The following is an 18,362-nucleotide window of genomic DNA, read 5'->3' on the forward strand; positions in this document are numbered from 1 at the left end:
CCGCCCCGGCGCGCTACCTGGCGGCCAACTTCGCCTACAACGCCGGCATCCTGGTCCACTTCTTCGTATGGCCCATCTACCTCGCGGTCGTGTTCGGCGACTTCACCGCCATCGGCGTCATCGCCGCCATCACCGAGGGGATCGGCCTGGTGCTGTTGCTGGGTGCCGGGCGCCGGGGCGATCGCGGTGCCGTCCGCCGCGTCCTGCTGGAGGGCACCATCGCCACGGCGCTGTCGCATCTGGCGCGACTGTTCGCGGGCACACCGCTGACGATCACCGTCGTCGGCGCCGTCCCCGCCCGCAGTCCCGCGAATCCGCGCCACGGCCACGGGACTGGTCTCGTCCCGCGTCCCTACGCTTGATCCATGGTCGAGGACGTCTGGCCGATATCCCCGACCCACCGCGGGCCTGGGAGCCTGTCCAGCTACGGCGGGATCGGCTTCGCGTTCAAGGGCTTCACCCGCACCGACGCCAGCGGGTACTGCTTCGCCACCCGTTGGTTCCAGATATGCGGTCTTCCCGTCATTCCGCTGGAGCGCTTCTACCTCCGCGAACTCGGCCCTGGGCCGTCCGACTTCAACCAGACATCCATCAGATACGACATCGCGGGACGCTCCCTCCTGAACGCCGAGGAGGGGGGTACGCACCTACCTTTTCGGCTGGCTGTCGCCGCTGGTCGGGATCATCCCGCTATTGGTGTTGTTCTCGTACATCGACGAAATACCCGTGTGGATACCCATCACCGCGCTCATCATGTGGCCCACCACCGTCATCATCCTGGCCGTGGTGCTCCTGAGCCACCACCGCAAGCACTGGGCGCCCCTGCGCGAGGTGCGCTGGGTCCCTTAGGGACGAACGCGGATGATGGTCTTTCCCCTGACCCGATCGGTCGGGTTGAGGGCGGCGACGGCATCGTCGAGGGCCGCGATGTCGCCGATGTTCGTCCGCAACCGTCCATCACGGACCCGCTGGCCGATCTCACCCAGCTGCGCGCGATCGGCCTCGACGACGAAGTCGATCGCCAGGCCGTCGGCAGGCCGCGCCTCGGGCGGGCCCGCGATGGTCACCAGCATGCCCCCGGCGCGAACGAGGCCCGCGGATCGCCTCCCGATGTCGCCGCCGATCACGTCGAAGACCAGATCGACGCCGCCGACGTCCTCCAGCGCGTCGTTGTCGAGGTCGACGAACTCCTGTGCGCCGAAGTCCAGCGCCGCCTGACGGTCGGCGGCACGCCCGGTGCCGATCACGTGAGCCCCCGCCTCGCGGACGAGCTGCGCCGCCATCGAGCCGACCGCTCCGGCGGCGCCGTGCACGAGAACGCTCTGCCCCGCCGCGAAGCGGCCGTGCACGAACAGCCCCTGCCACGCCGTCAGCCCCGGCATCACGACACTCGCGCCCACGGCGAAGTCGATGTCGCCCGGCAGCGGCGCGAGGTTGCGGGCCTCGACGGCGGCGTACTCCGCGAGGGTGCCGTCGCGGGTCCAATCCGCCAGCCCGAACACCCGCTGCCCGACCGACAAACCTCTCGTCCCGTAGCCGAGAGCGCTCACCACCCCGGCCACCTCGTGACCGGGGATCGACGGCGTACGGTCCCGTCCGAGGCGATCGGTCCAGGTCCCGGGCCAGGTCAGCTCGCCGGGAGTGAATCCCGACGCGTGAACCTGAACGAGGACGTCGTTGCCCGCCGCCTCGGGCTCCGGCCGCTGTGCCAGCGTCATCCCGGCCGTTCCCGCGGCCTCGTCCGTCACCACGATCGCCCTCATCAGGCACACCTCCATGCATCCAGTCGGCGCTTTCGGTCAACCAGTTACCAACAGTGCCAGAGCATGGCGCCTTCCCGGCCCGTTCACCGTCTTGTGCCGCGTGTCAGCGGGTTCGCTCGTACAGGAGGCACAGCGCCCCGCTCTCCGCCGCGTGGGAGGACGTGAGGGTCCAGCTGCCGGCCGCGACCGTCTCGTCGAAGAGGCTGGCGCCGCCCGCGACGAGCTCGGGGCACAGGGTGATGGACAGTCGGTCCAGTTCGTCGGCCGCCAGCAGTGCGCGGATGATGCTCGAACTGGCCAGCACGATGATGTCCCCGCCGTCGTGTCGGCGCAGTTCCTTGACGGTGGTCACGGGATCCGAATCCGCCAGTCGGCTGTTGTGCCAAGGCGTCTGGGTCAGCGTGGTGGAGAACACGACCTTGTCGACGTCGTTCAGCCAGGCGGCGAACCGTCGGCTCTGCTCGGGTGCGTTCTCGTCGTCGACGACGCTTGGCCAGTAGCCGCCGAAGCCCTCGTAGTTCTTGCGGCCGAGCAGCGCCGTGGTCGCCGGGGTGGTGACCTTGATCATGTGGTCCAGCGAGCCCGGCGTGCCGGCGTGCGGAACGATCCAGCTCATGTCGTAGTCGCCGCCGGGCCCGCTGATCTTGCCGTCGAGTGAGAGAGTGATGTTGCCTGTCACGGTTCGCATGAGGATCTCCTTGTGAGGTGCGGTGCTTTGTGGTGGGTTAACTGTGACCTGCCGGACCCATCCGGGACATCGGCAGATCTGACCAGATCGGGTCCGGGTTCGGGGTGCGAGGATGGGCACCATGCCGATCGCGATGGTGAGTCCGGTCCTGGTGGGTCGGGCCGCTGAACTGGCCTCGATCCAAGTGGCATCCGAGCGGACCCGCACGGTCCGGTCGGCCACCATCCTGGTTGCGGGCGAAGCCGGCTTGGGCAAGTCGCGGCTGGTCGCCAAGGCCGTCGCGGACCTGGACGGCGACCCGCTCGTCCTTCGCGGCGGATGCCTCGAGCTCGGCGCGGGCGGCGTGCCCTGGACCCCGTTCGTCGCCGTGCTTCGCGGCCTGTTGGGCGAGTGGGGCCCGGATCGGTTCCGGGCCGAGCTTCCGACCGACGGTTCGGCGCTGGCCCCCTGGCTGCCCGAGCTGTCGCTGGCGGCGGCCCCGGGTGGACAGCTGCGGTTGTTCGAGGAGGTCCGGACACTGCTGGAGCGGGCGGCAAGGCAGCGGCAGGTCGTGGTCTTGATCGAGGATCTGCACTGGGCCGACCCGTCCAGCCGCGAACTGTTCGTCTACCTCGTGCGCAACCTCGGTGCCTGTTCCGTCCTCGTTCTTGGCACGGTGCGGACCGGTGAGCTGCCGTCCGGTCATCCGACCCGTCAGCTGCTGGCCGAGCTTGGCCGACTGGCGGACGTCACCGAGCTGGACCTTGCCCCGCTCGACCGGCGGGAGGTCGGCGAGCTGGTGGCTGCGATCGAGGGCCGCCCGGCCGATCCCGCGGTGTGTAGCGACATCCACCGCCGCAGCGGCGGAAACCCGCTGTTCGTGGAGGCGCTGCGGGCCTCCGGTTCGCCGACCTCGGCGGGTCTGACCAGACTGCTGCTCGACCGGGTGGCCGACCTGTCGGCCGACGCCCGGCGCGTGCTGTCGACCATCGCCGTCGCCGGTGGACGAGTGTCAGACGACGTGCTGACCGGCGTGCGGGACGGCGACAGCGACGAGGCCCTGCGCGAGCTGATCGACCGGAACCAACTGGTGGTGATCGCCGACGGCTACGCGATCCGGCACGACCTGATCCGTGAGGCGGTGTACGGGTCGCTACTTCCGGGCGATCGCCGTCGGCTCCATGCTCGGTTCGCCCGGGTGCTGGCCGAGCGCCCGGGGTCGTCCATCGCGCTGGCGGACCACTGGCTCGCCGCCGGGGAGTCGGCGATGGCTCTGTCCGCGGCGTGGCAGGCCGCCGCGGACGCCGGCCGCCAGCACGCATACGACGAGCAGCTACGCCTTCTCGACCGCGTCTTGACCCTGTGGCCGGACGTCGACCGGCCGGCGGACCTGTGCCGCGCGGGCCGGGTCGAGGTGCTTGCGGCGGCGGTCGAGGCCGCGCTGGCGACCGGCCGGTCCGAGCGGGGCGCCGACTACGCGACCGAGGCGCTGACCGAGCTGGATCCGAAGACCGACGCGTACCGGACCGCGCGCTTCCTGGGCTGGCGGGGCCTGCTGCTCAACCGGGCCGGATCCACGGGGGTGGACGATCTCGTCCGCGCCGTCGACCTCGTCCAGAGCGGGACCGACGATGCGCTGCGCAGCCTGCTGTTGTCCTGGCTGGCCTACGTCCTGGCGCTCGACGGGCAGCGAACCCGGACCCGCCAGTGCGCTGAGCAGGCGCTGGCGATCGCGGAGCGCCTCGGCGATGACACCCTGCGCGCCTGGGCATTGCTCCCGTTGGGTTGGGCGGACGACCGCGACGGCGATCCCGCCTCCGCGTCGAAGCGCTACGCCGGGGTGAAGGCCATCGCCGAGGCGGTCGGTGACCATCACCTCTACCTGACCGCGGTCCAGTGGGACGGCCTGACGCTGTACCGGACGGGCCGGATGGAGGAGGCCGTCGAACTCCTCAAGACGGGCCAGGAGTTCGCCGAACGCTGGGGCCGCACACGAGCACGGGGCAGCATGCTCGCGGAGAACAGGGCATACGGGCTCTACCAGTTGGGCCGATGGGACGAGATGGTCGAGGTGGTCCACAACGCGCTCGCCGAGACACCGCCGCCCCGGTACGACGCGTACCTGCGGCTCGCCGCCGCCATGGTGGCGGTCCGGCGCGGCGAGTTCGCCTACGCCGACGACCTGCTCGCGGCGGTTGATCGGATCCTCGGCGAGCAGCGGACGCCGGAGGTCGCGCCGCTGCAGGTCGGCATACGGGGCCTGCTGCGCACGCTCCGCGGGGATCTGGCGGGCGCGCACCTCGTCTTGTCCGGCTACCTGTCGCGGCTGTCCGCGACCGGCGAGGTCTTCGACCACAAGGTCGTTTCGGTGCTGACCGCCGCGGCCAGCTACCAACGGCTGCGACGCCGGGCGCCGAAGCTCGAGCTGGATGCGTTGCGGCGGATGCTGTCCGATGGCGTGGCGCGGTCGCCGCGGGCGGCCGCCGCCCTGCTGACCTGCACCGCGGCCGAGCACGGCACCCGGACCGACTGGGACGCCGCCGTGGCAGCCTGGCGCGACGTCGGGGATCCATACGAGCTGGCGGGAGCCCTGATCGGTGGCGCCGCGGCGATGGTCGCCGGCAACAACAAACCCGGAGCGCGGCGACGACTGGCCGAGGCGCGCGAACTCGCCGACCGCTTGGGTGCGGCACCCCTGCTCGGCCAGATCGAGGCCCTGGCCGAACGCGCCGGGATCGGCCCGCGATCCGCGTCGGCCGGGGCACACGGCCTGACCGCACGCGAACTCGCCGTCCTGCGGGTCGTCGCACGTGGACTGTCCAACGCGGAGGTGGCCAAGGAACTGTTCGTCTCACCCCACACCGTCGCGACCCACGTCGCGAGCATCTTCCGAAGACTCAACGTCCGTACCCGGACCGAGGCGGTCGCGGTGGCGCACCGCGACGGCCTGATCCCAGCCGCGACCGAAGACTGACGTCTACCTCAACAGGCCGCGACGACGTGGGTCCGTTATGGACGATCGACAGTCGATGGATGTGGTGCCAGTGGTGTCAACCGATATGGAACCTTGTTCGCGGCACCTTAATCCACACGGGACGTCTTCGAGCGATCGTGCTCGCAGCCCTGCCGCAGGTCAAGCACCTCCGTCCAGAATTGATTCACGTGGAGTGTCGACGCCTTGACTCGGTCGCGACTTCGTAGATCCCATTGTGGACTACAGTTGGTGGCGCGGATTGCCGTAGCTCGGCGTCAAAGCGGTGCTCCAGGGTCCGTAACCGCCGCTCCTGCCCAAGACCGACGCTGTTCGCATCGTATTCGCCTGACCGCCGAGCGGAAATCCACTGTCGACGATCTAGCTCGGGGTGTTGCGGAAGGTCGTGGAGTCCCACAGGTGGATGTGGTTGGCGCTGTCCGGCCAGCCGTTGTTGCCGAGCCCGCAGGGACCGAACGGCACATCGGGTCCGATGTCGTAGCTGTCGATCCAATATCCGGCGTGGTCGACGCCCTCCACCTTCGCCCACTCGCAGGCGTCGGCGGCCACCGGGTTGGTGGTGACATTGCGGCGCCGGGTGGTGCGGGTGACCCGGGCCAGGGCCGCGACCCACAAGTCGTCGCCGATTTCGTCACCGGCGTGGTTTTCCAGCATGATGCCGTCGGTATGGGCATTGTCGTCGAGCCAGTAGTTGTTGTTGAACAGGATGCATTCGTCGCCGACCACGTCGCGGATCGCGCGCATGAACCAGCGCATCCCCTCGGCCATCTCGTCCAGCTCGGCTTGGGACGCGCCGGAGACCCACCCCAGGTAGCCGTCTCCCAGGACATCGAGCTGGAAGCCGTCCAACCCCCAGGCCGAATCGGCCAGCCGCCACGGGTAGTAGTCGTCCAACAGGTGATTGAGCCACGGACTGTCCGGACGCAGATCCATCACTCGACCGTCGTACGCCGGAACCACCACGCGGTCGGGGTCGGCCGGGTCCCAGTACCACTCGGTCGGAATGTCGCTGCGCCGGTAGACGTCGCCGTCCTTACCCGTGTAAAAGCGCACGTGCTCACCGATGCCGTCGTTCGTGCCGTCGTCCCAGGGGTAGTCGTGGACCGGCAAGGTGTATTCGAGCACCTCGGCGTCCTGGGTCCTGATCTGGAGGATGTCCTGCGGGAAATGCCGCGAACCCCACGAGTTGACGACGACCAGGCACCCCGCGCCGTAGCTGAGCTTCGGCGGCTCGCTCCAGTCGAAATGCAGGACAAACGCCCGATCGGTGCCCGCCGCCTCCCGCGCCCGCGCGCTGCCAGTTGACCACCCTCCGGCAGCAGCCACTCCCGCCGCGCCGCCGAGCGCGAGCATCGTGCGACGGGACAGTCGTCGACCAGAGGTTTCACCGCTCGCTGTTGCCTTGAACCACCGCACGATTCACCTTCCAGTCCTCGCCGTCGTGCCGCACACCCGAAGTCCGCCACTTCGTGTACGAACCCCGACCCTAGGAGCAGGCGATAACACGCGGATGACACGTGCGTGCGCATGGACTTTGCCGCCGCCACCAAGGGATCGGGAGGCAATGGCCACTGGCGTGGATCCACCCTTGGTGTCCATAACTGGGTGGCGGAGACTCCGGGCGGAAGCCGTTTCCCACGGTTGTGGCTCCCCTTGCGGGGCGGTGGGGCTACTTGAGAGCTGCGGCGGCGAGGCGCAGTTCGCGAAAGGCCTGGTCGAGCTGGTCGTGGAGGGGAACCGACGGTTCCTGCATCCAGCGGTGGGTGGCGACGGCGAAGGTGTCCATGGCGACCTGGGCGTACAGGGGCGCGGTCCGGGCGTCGACGCCGCGGGCCTGCAGGGCATCGGTCAGCGCGTTCGCCAGGAGGGCGCGCTTGGCCAGGGAGCGTTCCTGGAGAGCGGGGGTTTCGGCGATGAGGCGAACGCCGGGCTCGGTGAGTGGGCGGTTGCGTTCGAACAGGGGCACCGTCTCGTGGAAGGCCGCGCGCAGGGTCGGCAGCGGTTTCGTGCCGTGCGGGACGGCGGCGACGGCCTGGACGAGCAGGTCACGCAGTTCGGTTTCCCCGTCGAAGAGCATCTCGCGTTTGTCGCCGAAGTGGCGGTAGAAGGTGCGCTCGGTCACGCCTGCTCGAGAGGCGATGGCTTCGACCGGCGTCTGGTCGAAGCCATGTTCGACGAACAGTTCCAGTGCGGCCTGCTGAAGCCGCCGACGCACCGCTTCCCCACTTCTTGGCATGAGTCGACCCTATCAATTTGCGTCAGCCCATGACACGCGTTAGTGTCATACTCTGACGTTAAATTCGTCAGAGTATGACGTAAAGATCGTCAGACTATGACGCATAGGGTTAGAGGAATCTCGCATGGAACAGCGATTCGACGCAAAGACGGTGGTCGTCACCGGCGCCAGCTCCGGGATCGGGGTCGGCATCGCCAGGCGGTTCGCCCAAGAGGGAGCGAACGTGGTCCTCGCGGCACGGCGCAAGGACCGGCTGGACACGCTCGCGGCCGAGCTCGGCACCGAGCGAACGCTCGCGGTGGCCACCGATGTCACCAGCCAGGACGCGGTGCGGGCGATGATCGACGCCGCCGTGGACCGGTTCGGGGGCCTGGACGTGCTGGTGTCCAACGCGGGCCTGGGCCTGGGCAGGGACTTCGGGGAGATGACCCTGGACGACTGGCGGCTCGTCATGAGCACCGATGTCGACAGCTGCTTTTTCGGGGCGCTGGCGGCGTTGCCGCACCTGAAGCGGACCCGGGGCAGCATCGTGCAGATCGCCTCGGCGTCCGGCCTGGGAGGCGACCGGATGCTCACCGCCTACAACGCGGCCAAGGGCGCCGTCGTCAACTTCACCCGCGGGCTCGCGCACGACCTCGGCCGGTTCGGCATTCGCGTGAACGCCGTCGCCCCCTCCTTGACCATCGGGGAGGAACACGCCGCCGACCACCCCGACGCCGGGAATCTGATCGAGCGGTTCAACCAGCGGCGGGCGCTGCGCGGCCACAGCACCCCGGCCGACATCGCCGGCTCGGTCGCCTTCCTGGCCTCCGACGACGCCCGCTTCATCACCGGGGCGATTCTGCCCGTCGACGGCGGCATCACCGCCGGCAGCGGCCAGCCTTCCCTGTTCTGATTCCGGAAAGGACTACGACGATGGCATACGACATCGACCCCGAACTCGCTGCCGCGCTGGACTCCATGCCCAAGACCCCCAACGGCTCCCTGCTGGACTTCTCCGACATCCCCGCCTTCCGCGCGCAGATGGACGCGGCCGCAGCCCAGCTCCCCGTCCCCGCCCCGGACCCGCGAGTCAAGACCGACACGCTCAGCATCCCGCGCGAGGACGGGACCGTGCTCGACGTGGTGATGTTCCACCCCAACACCATCGACCGGCCCCGTCCGTCCCTTCTCTACTTCCACGCCGGCGGTCAGGTCCTCGGCAGCGCCCACGACCCCATCGCGCACGTGTACGCCGCGGCCATGGCCCTGCGACTCGACATCGTGCTGGCCGTGGTCGACTACCGCCTCGCGCCCGAAACCCAGGCCCCGGGAGCGGCCGAGGACGGCTACCTCGCCTTCACTCACCTCACCGAGCACGCCTTCGAACACGGGATCGTCCCGGACCGGATCGGTCTCGCCGGCGCGAGCGGCGGCGGGGCGCCCGCCACTGCCACCGCGCTCATGGTCCGCGACCGCGGACACCGCCGACCGCGGCTGCTGTCGCTGAACTACCCGATGCTCGACGACCGCAACGAGACCCCGTCCAGCCACGAGATCGTCGACCTCGGCATCTACGACCGCCGGGAGAACGAGTACGCCTGGGCGGCTGTGCTGGGCGACCGCGCGGGCACCCCCGATGTCCACCCCTACAGCGCGCCCGGCCGTGCCACCGATGTGGCCGGCTTGCCGGACACCTTCATCGCCGTGGCCCAGTACGACGTCTTCCGCGACGAGAACATCGACTTCGCCCGGCGGCTGATCGCCGCGGGCGTCCCCGTCGATCTGCACCTCTACGCCCACGCCTTCCATGCCTGGGATGTGTTCGCTCCCAACGCGGCCGTCGCCAAGACCTTCGAACACACCTGGCACGACTACCTGCGCCGCCACCTCCACGGGTAGAAAACCCCGTCGACACATCCGCGGACGGCGCCGGGTTCGAGGACCCGTTCGTCTTCGAAAGGTGGCCGCCAGGCGGACGCGACCGACTCGCGCCCTTGTTGTCCCACGGTCCTGCCATGGCTCCGAGCCCGAGAACGGGGCAGTTCGCCTCACCGCTCGCGCTGGTGGCGAGATGCGATCGCCCGGCACACTCGTGACAGGTCGGCACCGACCGCGATCGTCTGCGCGATCGGGTTATCGCCGAAGTCGGTGCCACCCCCAGCACCTGGCAATCGTGCGGTGCACTGTGGCTGTTTCCCGGACTGACTCCCGCCCGATTACACCTGTATACCGCCGACGGTGTCTAACCTCGACGTTTAGGCATGCCACGACCATCCGGGCAGGGTTCGCCATGCCCCTTCGGTGTCCAACAGTCCTTAGTATCCAGACGCCGGGATTGGACAGCGGCGGCGCGGGAGCAAGCCGTATAAGACTCACAGCCCGTGCGCCGGTGCCGTGGGCGATGGCACCGGCTCGGCGACGGATTTGCGGCGACGCACCAGGATGAGCCCGTAGACGAAGAGGATGACGAATGGCGCCATCTGCCCCAGAGACGATTGCGCGGTCGGAGTCGTGTCCATCGCCTTGTCGGTCACGGTCTCAGCGGACGGCCCGACCAGGCCGATGCCGACGAAATCGAAGGCCGCGTGCCACACGATCGCCAGCCAGAGCGTGTTGGTGCGCAGGACGAGCCCCGACACCCCCACGCCGATGAGGAAGGCGTAACCGACCTGGGGCAAGGTTTCGCCCCATGGCGCGTCGCCCCCGAACGCGGAGTTGACAATGTGGGCGGCGCCGAACAGAGCCGAAGACGCCAGCACAGCGGCCACAACACCATACGTGCGCTCGCGCCAGGCGTATACCAGCAAGAACAGCACCACTCCGCGGATCACCAGTTCTTCCAGGAACCCGACGAAGAACACATGAGCTGCGGACAGTCCCAACCACAGCCCATTGTCGGTGATGCCCACCGCTGCCAACTGGAGGAACGTCATTGCGGCCACCATGAGGATCGGCAGCCACCACAACCACGCCGCCTGCCATGCCGGTGAGCTGGTCAGCCCGATCGCGCTGAGCAGACCAGATCTGGCTACCAACCAGACCAACGCCAAACACAACGCGGCCCGCAGCACCGTGCCATAGAGCGAATCCTTATAGACGTTCGACGCGGTGAAAACGTTCTCAACCTGCAACAGGGCCATCATCGCGACGACGATGAGCACCGAAACGGCCACCGGATGCCGCTCCAGCGCTGCCCACCGCAGCGGTTGAGCACCACACACCGCTCGCGCCCGCCCAGGTGCCATTCGTCCAACGAGTCCTTGGCACGATCTCTCCACCATGGAAGGACGTTAACTGAACCATCTCGGGGCCTACGGCGATTTCACCATTCGACCGGGCATGGTTTGGGGCACGAGGAACTAAGCCCAGGCGCACGCGACATGTCCGAACGTCGATGTTAGACAAAGAGAAATACCAGAATACGAGCCCGACGATGGGGGCGCCTGCGGGCGCGTCCGGTGCGCAAGGCTGTGGTGACTTCTCGGCGTTGTTCTCCGCGCCCTTGGACGTATAGGTCCTGGCGGATCGTCTCATGAACCACGTGCATGAAACCGTGCGCGCAAAGCGTGGCAGATCTGTTCCGGGCTCCACCGCTTCGACAGGTGTTCCTGAATGACGTATCGCAGGTGCTTGTTGGCGCCGATCGTGCCGACCCTGGGCCGCGTGCGGCCGGCAGTACCAGCGACCGCACGTGACGAGCACGGTGCGGGTGTTGGCCTTTTCCCGCAACCGATCCACGATATGGACGCGTTCGATGTCGCTCAGATACCGCGACGGTTTAGAACAAGCCGACATCGTTGCCGACGATCGCGGCGGCTTCCCTAAAGCTCACACGTTGTTGCGCGAGCTGAAGGTGAAGCCGCCGCTGTTGCGTCAACGGCCGATTCCCTCGGTTGCCTGAACGGTCCCGGATCTCAAGATCCATCGCAATCCCTTGTGGATCAAGGTGTTGCGGCAACCACGAGAACCTCGGTTGTCACGGGGTCACCGTTACTGGGTTTGGGTGCGGCGGCGGCGCGTCCACCACAGTGTCGCTGCTCCGGCAATGAGCAGGCCCAGGCCGAGCAGGATGATGAAGGTGTAGCTGCCGCCCGTGGTGGCCAGCTGCTGTGGGTTCGTGCCGTCGGCACCGTCGTGGTGAGGCTTGGTGGCCCCGTGGTTGCTCCCGTTTCCGGCACTGTTGTCGTCCGGGTCGGGACGATCGGAACTGTCCTTGATGGTCTGGTTGGTTTCACAGTCGGCGCTGTGGGAGTCGTCGTCGCAGCTGGTGGACCGTTGGCCATCGGCGACGACATCGTTGAGCAGCTTGCCGTCGCCGGAGATGGGATCGTTGACCTTCACCTTGTACGTGATGGTCTCGGTCTGGCCGGCGGGCACGTCGCCTGTCCATTTCATGTTCGGCGAATTGAAGTCCACCGTGCCCGTTGATGCCGAGTAGTCGGTGATTTTCCCGTCGTCCAGGACATCGGTCATGTCGTCGCTGACCTTGGCGTTCGGGTAGTCCAGGTTGCTGACGTTTTTGGCCTTGACCGTGTAGGTGACGGTGTCGCCCGCGTAGACCGTCTTCGGCTGGCTGGTCTTGGTGACCTCCATATCGGGCACCGGGACCGCGAAAGCAACCTGCTGAGCCACATAGGTGTCACCGCTGGTCTGCAGGGTCAGTTTCGCGGAGGTGGAGCCCGCCGGGATCGTCCCGGGTGGCAGTTCGAAGTCCTTGGCGTCGATGTTGAGGTTGTTGGCGTTGTTCGGTGTCGCCGCGCCGTCGGAGGAGCTGTTGAAGAAGTTGGTACTGCTGCCGGTCGTCGGCCCGGTGATGTTGTTGCCGTTGACCAGGAACTTGTCGCCAGTGGTGCTGCGGTCGCCCTCGTAGGCGGTGACGCTGGCATGCGAATCGGCGTCGTCGGCGGCGTAGAAGCCGTCGATGTCGATGTCCGTGGGTGAATCGGCCGAGCGCTGGACGACGAGACCGCTGTAGATGTAGAAGTTCTGCATCTGCTGGGTGCCGGGGTCGGGATTCGTGTATTTGTACACGATGGTCAGCGACCAGCCGCCGACGCAGCCCAGCCCGGTCGGGGCCCAGACATCGCCCACCGCCACGGACTTCTCGCCCGAGCCGACGGAGTCGAACAGCGACGTCACGTCGGCCTCGGCGCCGTAGTAGTGCGGTCCGTTGACCGACTCGGCGCTCTCGTTGAACACCTCCGGCGACACGGTCTCGGTCGCACCACCGTCCACCTTGACCCGCACCGGAGTCGACTTCGCCGAACCCGAAGGAGTGTCGGCAACCTCGGCCGAGGAGTCGCAGCGCTGCCGGGTGGAGCCGCTGGGATAGCCGTAGGTGCCGCTGTTGCCGCCCCAGTGCAACCGGGCATAGTCGACTGTCGCGCCGGAGGGGACGTTCACGGTCCCCGACGAGGAGTTGAACCCGCCCAGGTTCGCCATGTCCCGATTGGTCATGACGAAGTCGTTGTTGTTCTTGCTTCCGTTGCCCGCCTGGGTATCGCGGCAGTCGGACTCGGTGGCGCCGCTGGGACAGTCCAGCACCCCGTTGCCGATGGTTTCGAAGTCCCCGTAGAACGCCTTGTCGTACACTTTCTCGAACGGCGCGATCTCGCCCGCCGCGGCCGCGGTGGCCGTGAACGGGAGACCCACGAGGACCATGGACGCGGCCATTATGGCCACACCCGCCGTTGCGGCCAGGGTCCGTCTCGGTCGGCGGATAGTTCGCATATTGTGACTTACTCCCTCAAATCGGTCATCCAGGCCACACAATCTAGACATCCCCGGGCTTATGCCACTTCGCGCCACGCCCGACAACACCCATTCGGCTGCGGCGAGCATCAAGCAAGCGCGGGGACCCGGTCACATACACGTAGTCGTCTCAGGCTTCATCCGCCGGTAGGCGAAGCCTCCGGGTGCATCAGTTGCGCTGTGCCGCAACCGATGCGCCCGGAGGCTTCGTTCCGCACGAGACGGATCACCACGACGGGTGTGGGCTAGAAGAAGATGGAGTCGCCGTTGTCGGCCACCCAGGTCGACTCCTTGCTCAGCTTTTTGCCGTGAGAGTCGCTGATCTTTACGGTCATGTGGGATTCGTTCCAGTGGCCGCCGTTCCACGGATACTTGTACTCGACGAAGTCCTGATTGTCGTTGTGAATGCCGTCGGCGGGTACGTCGAATCGGCACTCGATGGTCTTGGCGTCGCCGCTCTTTTGTTTGCAGTCGGCGACGTCACTTCTCACATTGGTGAGTTTGTGAGTGGAGCTGATCGTGATGACGCTGCCGGGTATCGCCTTGTTGCTCGCATTACGCATGCTGAGATCGACGATGCCCTTGCCCTCCCATTCGGACACCCAGCTTCCTGTGTTCGTCAGCGCGGGAGCCGACGTCTTCGCGTCGCTCGCGTGGGCTGGTGCGGCGCTGACCGCGGCGGCGCCCATGGCCAAAAACAGCAGGGCGGCGGCTGACTTGCGATGCATGGAACTCACCCTTCTCGACACGAATACGCACCTTGCGTAATCAGTTGGTTACTGTATATGGCACCTGCGAGCAAGGATGGATAGTTGCAATATCCGATGAAGTGCCGCTGAAGTTCACACTGGAGGGTGAACTAGACGGCGATCATGTCGGGGGAACTCCCGACGGCCGAAGCCGTCGACGCCACCCCTATCCGCATCGCCCGCCGTCGCTTGACAAGATCCAATAGGGACACCCGCGAACGGGCTGGCATTGCGGGCGGCGCGGAGTTGGACGTGGCGCCACCACTCACCGCCAGTGCCGAAATTGTCCGTCTGATCCGTTGTGCGGCAACCGAATTCGACTGGTCGCCGCATCACCCGCGCGAGCGGCCGTGGCCGGACCTGCCGCGAGAGCTCACCCGATCGCGACTTGCAGTAGTTGATTAGTAACCAAAAGTAATCCATTGAGTATGGTCATACGCACCTTGATTTCGTCAAACAGTTGGGTGTGGGTGTGCGTAGGCGTCTGATGGTCTTGGTTTCCTGGGTCCGTGCCGTGCTGGCGGCGTACGCCCATGGTGGCGGTGGGCCGGTTCGAACGGATCGGTCCGCTGCGGGTGCGGTGAGCGTTGCACGGCGCGGTCGGCCACGCCGCGCTGCCGCGCGGGCTGCGGTGACGGGTGGTCTGGTTGTCGCGACCGTGGCCGCGCTGATGGCAGCGCCTGCCACGGCGGCGGCTCACACGAACCAGCCCGATGCCGCGTCGCGGCCGTCTGCGGCGACGCCGAGTCCGTCGCCGTCGCATACGCCCCGGCCGGGTGCGAGGTCGTCGACGAAGCGTTCGCCGACGCCTGGTGCGAGCGCGACGGGTTCGGCGGAGGCGAAGAAACACGCGTCCACCCGACGCGATGCCTCCAGTGCACCTGCGGCACCCGAAGACGGGGACGAAAAGAACCTCAGCTTGTACAACTACTGGGCGAACGCCGCGAAGACCGACACCGTGCGCCTGACGATGAGCGCCGCCGGCCACCCCGACCAGTCAATATCCTCGACCGGCTTCGGCGAGGGAACCTCGGGTTCGACAGTCCATTCCGCACGTATGAAGGTCCATGCCGGAGAGAAGATCAAATTCGCGGAGACGTTCGGCGCCAATACCGGTACCTACACCACCGACCTGAAGTGCACCGGGGATCAGGGCGCCTTGGACTATCAGGATGGTGAGCTGACGGGCACATACACGGTTCCGCACGACTGGACTGGAGGGCAGTGCTCTTTCAAGAACACTCGCACCATGCCGACGGTGACGTTGCAGAAGACGTGGGTCAATGGGGTGAAGGGCGACACTGCGAATCTGGGCGTGTACAGCAACGAGGGGCGTGTTTTCGGGGGGACGTCGACGGCGTCGGGTGCGTCGGGCTCGCAGACCGACACGGTGACAAGCTGGAAGTTGTACTCCGGAAACGAGTATCGCCTGGCCGAGATACTCAAAGGTGACAGTGTCGACCGTTATGACACGCAGTTGGCGTGTGGTGGCAAGACGATCGCATCCGGCAGAGGCGGCATGGTCAAGGTGCCAGCGTCCGGTGTGACGTGTACGTTCACCAACACCTTCCCCGCCAAGCACCGGGTGGTGCTGACCAAGAAGTGGCAGCACGCATTCCCCGGTGATGCGGTAGACCTCGAGATTTCGCATGGCAACCGACGCGCTGACGGGTCGAGCACCGCGGGAGGAGACAACCATGACGCGTCGATGGATGTGCTGGCCGGGGACACCGTCGAGATGCGTGAGCGCTTCGACACGTCCGGCCGGGCGAACTTTTACACCCCCAGTCTGACCTGTAACTACGGGATACACCCCGATGCACACGGCGCTTTCACGGTGCCAAAGTCGCTGGCCTCCGGTGTCCCGATCACCTGTGCGTTCACCAATACCGCAAAACCCACCACGTTGACTCTGCAGAAGAAATGGGTGGACGGCGCGAAGGGCGATGCCGCGCACCTGTCTATCAACGGCGCCAAGGGCGGTGCCGGGGTGGCGACCTCGACCGCGTCGGGGGTGTCGGGCTCGCACACCGACACGCAGCATCAGGCGACGGCGACCGTGTACCCCGGGGACAAGGTGCGCCTGGCCGAGACGTTCGGCACCAAGACTGGTGGCTACACCGCGCAGTTGGCGTGTGGCGGCAAGACGATCGGATCCGGGCCAAGCGGTGTGTTTGAGGTTCCGGCGGATCCGAAGGACATGACGTGCGAGTTCACCAACACGCGCGCCAGCGCCAAGATCACGGTGGTGAAGGAGTGGAACCGCGCGGCAGCCGGTGACACGGCCAAACTGGAGATCGAGGGCCCGGCCGCGGATTCCCAGGCATCGGCGATCGCGACCGCGCCCCAGGGCGGGACCGGTAAGTCCGACGACACGGCCACGGCGACGATCTTCGCCGGTGACACGGTGACGCTGGCCGAAGCGCTGCCGGGTGCCGGCCCGGCGAACACCGGCTCGTATGCGAGCACGCTCAGTTGCGACCAGGCCGGGCTCGACGTCGGCGACGGTGAGCAGGGCGGCACCTTCACGGTGCCGAACAAGCCGGTGGACGTGGTCTGCACGTTCACCAACACGCGGACATCGGCAATGTTGACGGTACGCAAGTCGTGGGTGCACGGGGCGACGGGCGACACGGCCGACCTGTCCGCGAAGGGCTCGGCGGGCGATGATGCGGGCACCGCGGGCGTCCCGGCCAGCGGGACCGGTGATTCCGCGGACGTCGTGGAGGTTCCGGTGCGTTCCGGGGAGGTCATCGACCTCGCCGAAGAACTCGGCGCCGACAACACCGGGACCTACACCACTGCCCTGGCGTGTACCGCGCCCGGGCTGGCTTACCAGGCAGGTGCCCGATCGGGCACGTACACGGTGCCGACGGATCCCGTCGCGGTGACGTGCGAGTTCACCAACACGCGCACCAAGGCGTCGTTGACGTTGCACAAGACGTGGGTGGACGGGGCCAAGGGCGACACCGCGGGCCTGTCGATCGACGGCGCGGAGGATGGTGGCGGGTCGGCGACGTCGACGGCGACGGGTGCGTCGGGGTCGGTGGCCGACACCGGCCACCAGGCGACCGCGACGGTGTACTCCGGGCAGAAGGTCGATCTGGACGAGGTGTGGGGCGCTGGGCATGTCGGTACCTATCGCACTCGGTTGGATTGTGGCGGCAAGACGATCGCGTCCGGGACCAGTGGCGTGTTTGGGGTGCCAGCGGACCCGAAGGACGTGACGTGCGAGTTCACCAACACGCGCACCAAGGCGATCTTGACGTTGCAGAAGAAGTGGGTCAACGGCGCCGTCGGCGACACCGCCGAGTTGTCGATCGATAAGGCCAGCTCCGGTGCCGGGTCGGTGGCTGCTCGGGTTCCGGCCGGTGGTGACGGGGTGTCGGTCGACAAGGCGACGGCGCCGATCCATTCGGGTGACACGGTCGATCTGGTCGAGGCGTTGGGGTCGCACAACCGCGGGTCGTACACCTCGGCGATCGCCTGCGACCGGCCGGGGTTGACGGCCACCCGCGATGGTCGGGGTGGCAGTTTTCATGTCTCGGCTAGCCCGGATGCGGTGACGTGCACGGTCACCAACACCGGCAAGGCAACCGGCGCTCCGGCGGTCGCCAAGCGCGTCGAGTCGGTGTCGGCCGGGGCACGGCCGGGCGACTGGACGGTGACCTACACGGTGACGGTGACCAACCGCGACGCCACCGCGGTGTCGTACTCGCTGGCCGACCGGCTCGGCTTCCCCAAAGGGGTGCACGTGACGTCAAAGTCGGCGCGCTGGGCGCGTTCGGCGGCCGACGGCAGCGGCTCTGGCACCTCGAAGCCGACGGCGAACCTCAGGCAGGTCACCGGTCGGGAGTTGCCAGCCGACACAATGGACACCTACACCATCGTGATCGACGCGACGGTGCCCGCGGGCCTGTCGGCCGACCGCGCCCGGTGCGGCGGCGGGCCGGGGCACGGGTGGTCCAACACGGCGAGCGTGACGTCTGGCTCGCGCACCGTGAAGGCACATGCCTGCGCCGCTATCACCACCCGGGGCGACACGGCGGCGCTGGACGGCGACCCGTTGCCGATCACCGGAACGCCAATCGCGAAGATCCTCAATGCCGCGGCCGTGTTCCTCGGCGCGGGCATGCTGCTGATCCTGACGGCCCGCAAGCGACGCCGCCAGAACTAAACCGGAAACGGCGCCGCCGCAACCAAACCTTAAAGGTCTCGACAG

The 18,362-nt window shown here is 67.3% G+C and carries 14 protein-coding genes and 2 pseudogenes; 7 read left to right on the forward strand and 9 right to left on the reverse strand.

The window, feature by feature from the left end:
* Both VE172_RS12865 and VE172_RS12870 read left to right on the forward strand, forming a co-directional pair.
* A pseudogene (locus VE172_RS12865) lies at positions 1-362 on the forward strand (hypothetical protein); the annotation flags it as partial.
* 331 nt (positions 363-693) lie between these two features.
* Positions 694-849, forward strand: coding sequence for a hypothetical protein (locus VE172_RS12870; RefSeq protein ID WP_324802183.1), 156 nt, complete (start codon positions 694-696; stop codon positions 847-849).
* Here VE172_RS12870 and VE172_RS12875 read toward each other — a convergent pair.
* Together VE172_RS12875 and VE172_RS12880 are read right to left on the reverse strand one after the other, a co-directional pair.
* Entirely contained in the window at positions 846-1,763 is a 918-nt protein-coding gene (locus tag VE172_RS12875; RefSeq protein WP_324802185.1) for an NADP-dependent oxidoreductase, read from the reverse strand. The two genes, VE172_RS12870 and VE172_RS12875, sit on opposite strands and share 4 nt — an antisense overlap.
* Before the next feature lie 103 nt (positions 1,764-1,866).
* Positions 1,867-2,451: a dihydrofolate reductase family protein gene (locus VE172_RS12880; RefSeq protein ID WP_324802187.1), complete on the reverse strand. Its 585-nt coding sequence runs from the start codon at positions 2,449-2,451 to the stop codon at positions 1,867-1,869.
* A gap of 121 nt (positions 2,452-2,572) precedes the next feature.
* Between VE172_RS12880 and VE172_RS12885 the strand changes: the two genes are divergently transcribed.
* Positions 2,573-5,404 (forward strand): helix-turn-helix transcriptional regulator, encoded by a 2,832-nt coding sequence (locus tag VE172_RS12885; protein ID WP_324802190.1) that lies wholly within the window; start codon positions 2,573-2,575, stop codon positions 5,402-5,404.
* Between the two features lie 378 nt (positions 5,405-5,782).
* Here the strand turns inward: VE172_RS12885 and VE172_RS12890 are convergent, their stop codons facing one another.
* Both VE172_RS12890 and VE172_RS12895 read right to left on the reverse strand, forming a co-directional pair.
* Complete coding sequence (locus VE172_RS12890; RefSeq protein ID WP_324802193.1) at positions 5,783-6,775, reverse strand: hypothetical protein; 993 nt, start codon at positions 6,773-6,775, stop codon at positions 5,783-5,785.
* A 316-nt stretch (positions 6,776-7,091) separates the two neighbouring features.
* Entirely contained in the window at positions 7,092-7,658 is a 567-nt protein-coding gene (locus VE172_RS12895; protein ID WP_324802196.1) for a TetR/AcrR family transcriptional regulator, read from the reverse strand.
* Between the two features lie 124 nt (positions 7,659-7,782).
* On the opposite strand from VE172_RS12895, the gene budC reads away from it, so the two are divergent.
* Positions 7,783-8,553 carry a meso-2,3-butanediol dehydrogenase gene (gene budC, locus VE172_RS12900; protein WP_324802199.1) on the forward strand — a complete coding sequence of 257 codons (771 nt, stop codon included), beginning with the start codon at positions 7,783-7,785 and terminating at the stop codon, positions 8,551-8,553.
* A gap of 20 nt (positions 8,554-8,573) precedes the next feature.
* Positions 8,574-9,539: an alpha/beta hydrolase fold domain-containing protein gene (locus VE172_RS12905; RefSeq protein WP_324802202.1), complete on the forward strand. Its 966-nt coding sequence runs from the start codon at positions 8,574-8,576 to the stop codon at positions 9,537-9,539.
* Positions 9,540-10,012: 473 nt separating this feature from the next.
* Here the strand turns inward: VE172_RS12905 and VE172_RS12910 are convergent, their stop codons facing one another.
* Together VE172_RS12910 and VE172_RS25810 are read right to left on the reverse strand one after the other, a co-directional pair.
* Positions 10,013-10,813: a CPBP family intramembrane glutamic endopeptidase gene (locus VE172_RS12910; RefSeq protein WP_324802205.1), complete on the reverse strand. Its 801-nt coding sequence runs from the start codon at positions 10,811-10,813 to the stop codon at positions 10,013-10,015.
* Between the two features lie 251 nt (positions 10,814-11,064).
* A pseudogene (locus VE172_RS25810) lies at positions 11,065-11,456 on the reverse strand (IS30 family transposase); the annotation flags it as partial.
* Between VE172_RS25810 and VE172_RS12915 the strand changes: the two are divergent.
* Positions 11,395-11,541 carry a hypothetical protein gene (locus VE172_RS12915; RefSeq protein ID WP_324802207.1) on the forward strand — a complete coding sequence of 49 codons (147 nt, stop codon included), beginning with the start codon at positions 11,395-11,397 and terminating at the stop codon, positions 11,539-11,541. The pseudogene VE172_RS25810 and the gene VE172_RS12915 sit on opposite strands and share 62 nt — an antisense overlap.
* Positions 11,542-11,630: 89 nt before the next feature.
* Here VE172_RS12915 and VE172_RS12920 read toward each other — a convergent pair whose 3' ends face one another.
* The 3 genes from VE172_RS12920 to VE172_RS12930 all read right to left on the reverse strand — a co-directional run bounded on the left by VE172_RS12920 (position 11,631) and on the right by VE172_RS12930 (position 14,998).
* Complete coding sequence (locus VE172_RS12920) at positions 11,631-13,301, reverse strand: DUF7927 domain-containing protein (protein ID WP_324802210.1); 1,671 nt, start codon at positions 13,299-13,301, stop codon at positions 11,631-11,633.
* Between the two features lie 335 nt (positions 13,302-13,636).
* A complete protein-coding gene (locus tag VE172_RS12925; RefSeq protein WP_324802212.1) occupies positions 13,637-14,119 on the reverse strand; it encodes a hypothetical protein in 483 nt (160 codons plus the stop codon).
* 717 nt (positions 14,120-14,836) lie between these two features.
* Complete coding sequence (locus tag VE172_RS12930) at positions 14,837-14,998, reverse strand: hypothetical protein (RefSeq protein ID WP_324802215.1); 162 nt, start codon at positions 14,996-14,998, stop codon at positions 14,837-14,839.
* Positions 14,999-15,059: 61 nt separating this feature from the next.
* Between VE172_RS12930 and VE172_RS12935 the strand changes: the two genes are divergently transcribed.
* A complete protein-coding gene (locus tag VE172_RS12935; protein WP_324802217.1) occupies positions 15,060-18,317 on the forward strand; it encodes a hypothetical protein in 3,258 nt (1,085 codons plus the stop codon).
* The last annotated feature ends 45 nt before the right edge of the window (positions 18,318-18,362 follow it).

Origin of the sequence: Stackebrandtia sp., assembly GCF_035643755.1 — a bacterium.
Taxonomy (GTDB): Bacteria; Actinomycetota; Actinomycetes; order Mycobacteriales; family Micromonosporaceae; genus Stackebrandtia.

Bases quoted from the DNA above. Each gene is read 5' to 3' on its own strand.
- VE172_RS12880 (WP_324802187.1), bottom strand. From the start codon at position 2,451: ATGCGAACCGTGACAGGCAACATCACTCTCTCACTCGACGGCAAGATC.
- VE172_RS12895 (WP_324802196.1), bottom strand. From the start codon at position 7,658: ATGCCAAGAAGTGGGGAAGCGGTGCGTCGGCGGCTTCAGCAGGCCGCA.
- VE172_RS12905 (WP_324802202.1), top strand. From the start codon at position 8,574: ATGGCATACGACATCGACCCCGAACTCGCTGCCGCGCTGGACTCCATG.
- VE172_RS12915 (WP_324802207.1), top strand. From the start codon at position 11,395: ATGTCGCTCAGATACCGCGACGGTTTAGAACAAGCCGACATCGTTGCC.
- budC (WP_324802199.1), top strand. From the start codon at position 7,783: ATGGAACAGCGATTCGACGCAAAGACGGTGGTCGTCACCGGCGCCAGC.
- VE172_RS12885 (WP_324802190.1), top strand. From the start codon at position 2,573: ATGCCGATCGCGATGGTGAGTCCGGTCCTGGTGGGTCGGGCCGCTGAA.
- VE172_RS12925 (WP_324802212.1), bottom strand. From the start codon at position 14,119: ATGCATCGCAAGTCAGCCGCCGCCCTGCTGTTTTTGGCCATGGGCGCC.
- VE172_RS12875 (WP_324802185.1), bottom strand. From the start codon at position 1,763: ATGAGGGCGATCGTGGTGACGGACGAGGCCGCGGGAACGGCCGGGATG.
- VE172_RS12920 (WP_324802210.1), bottom strand. From the start codon at position 13,301: ATGGTCCTCGTGGGTCTCCCGTTCACGGCCACCGCGGCCGCGGCGGGC.
- VE172_RS12890 (WP_324802193.1), bottom strand. From the start codon at position 6,775: ATGCTCGCGCTCGGCGGCGCGGCGGGAGTGGCTGCTGCCGGAGGGTGG.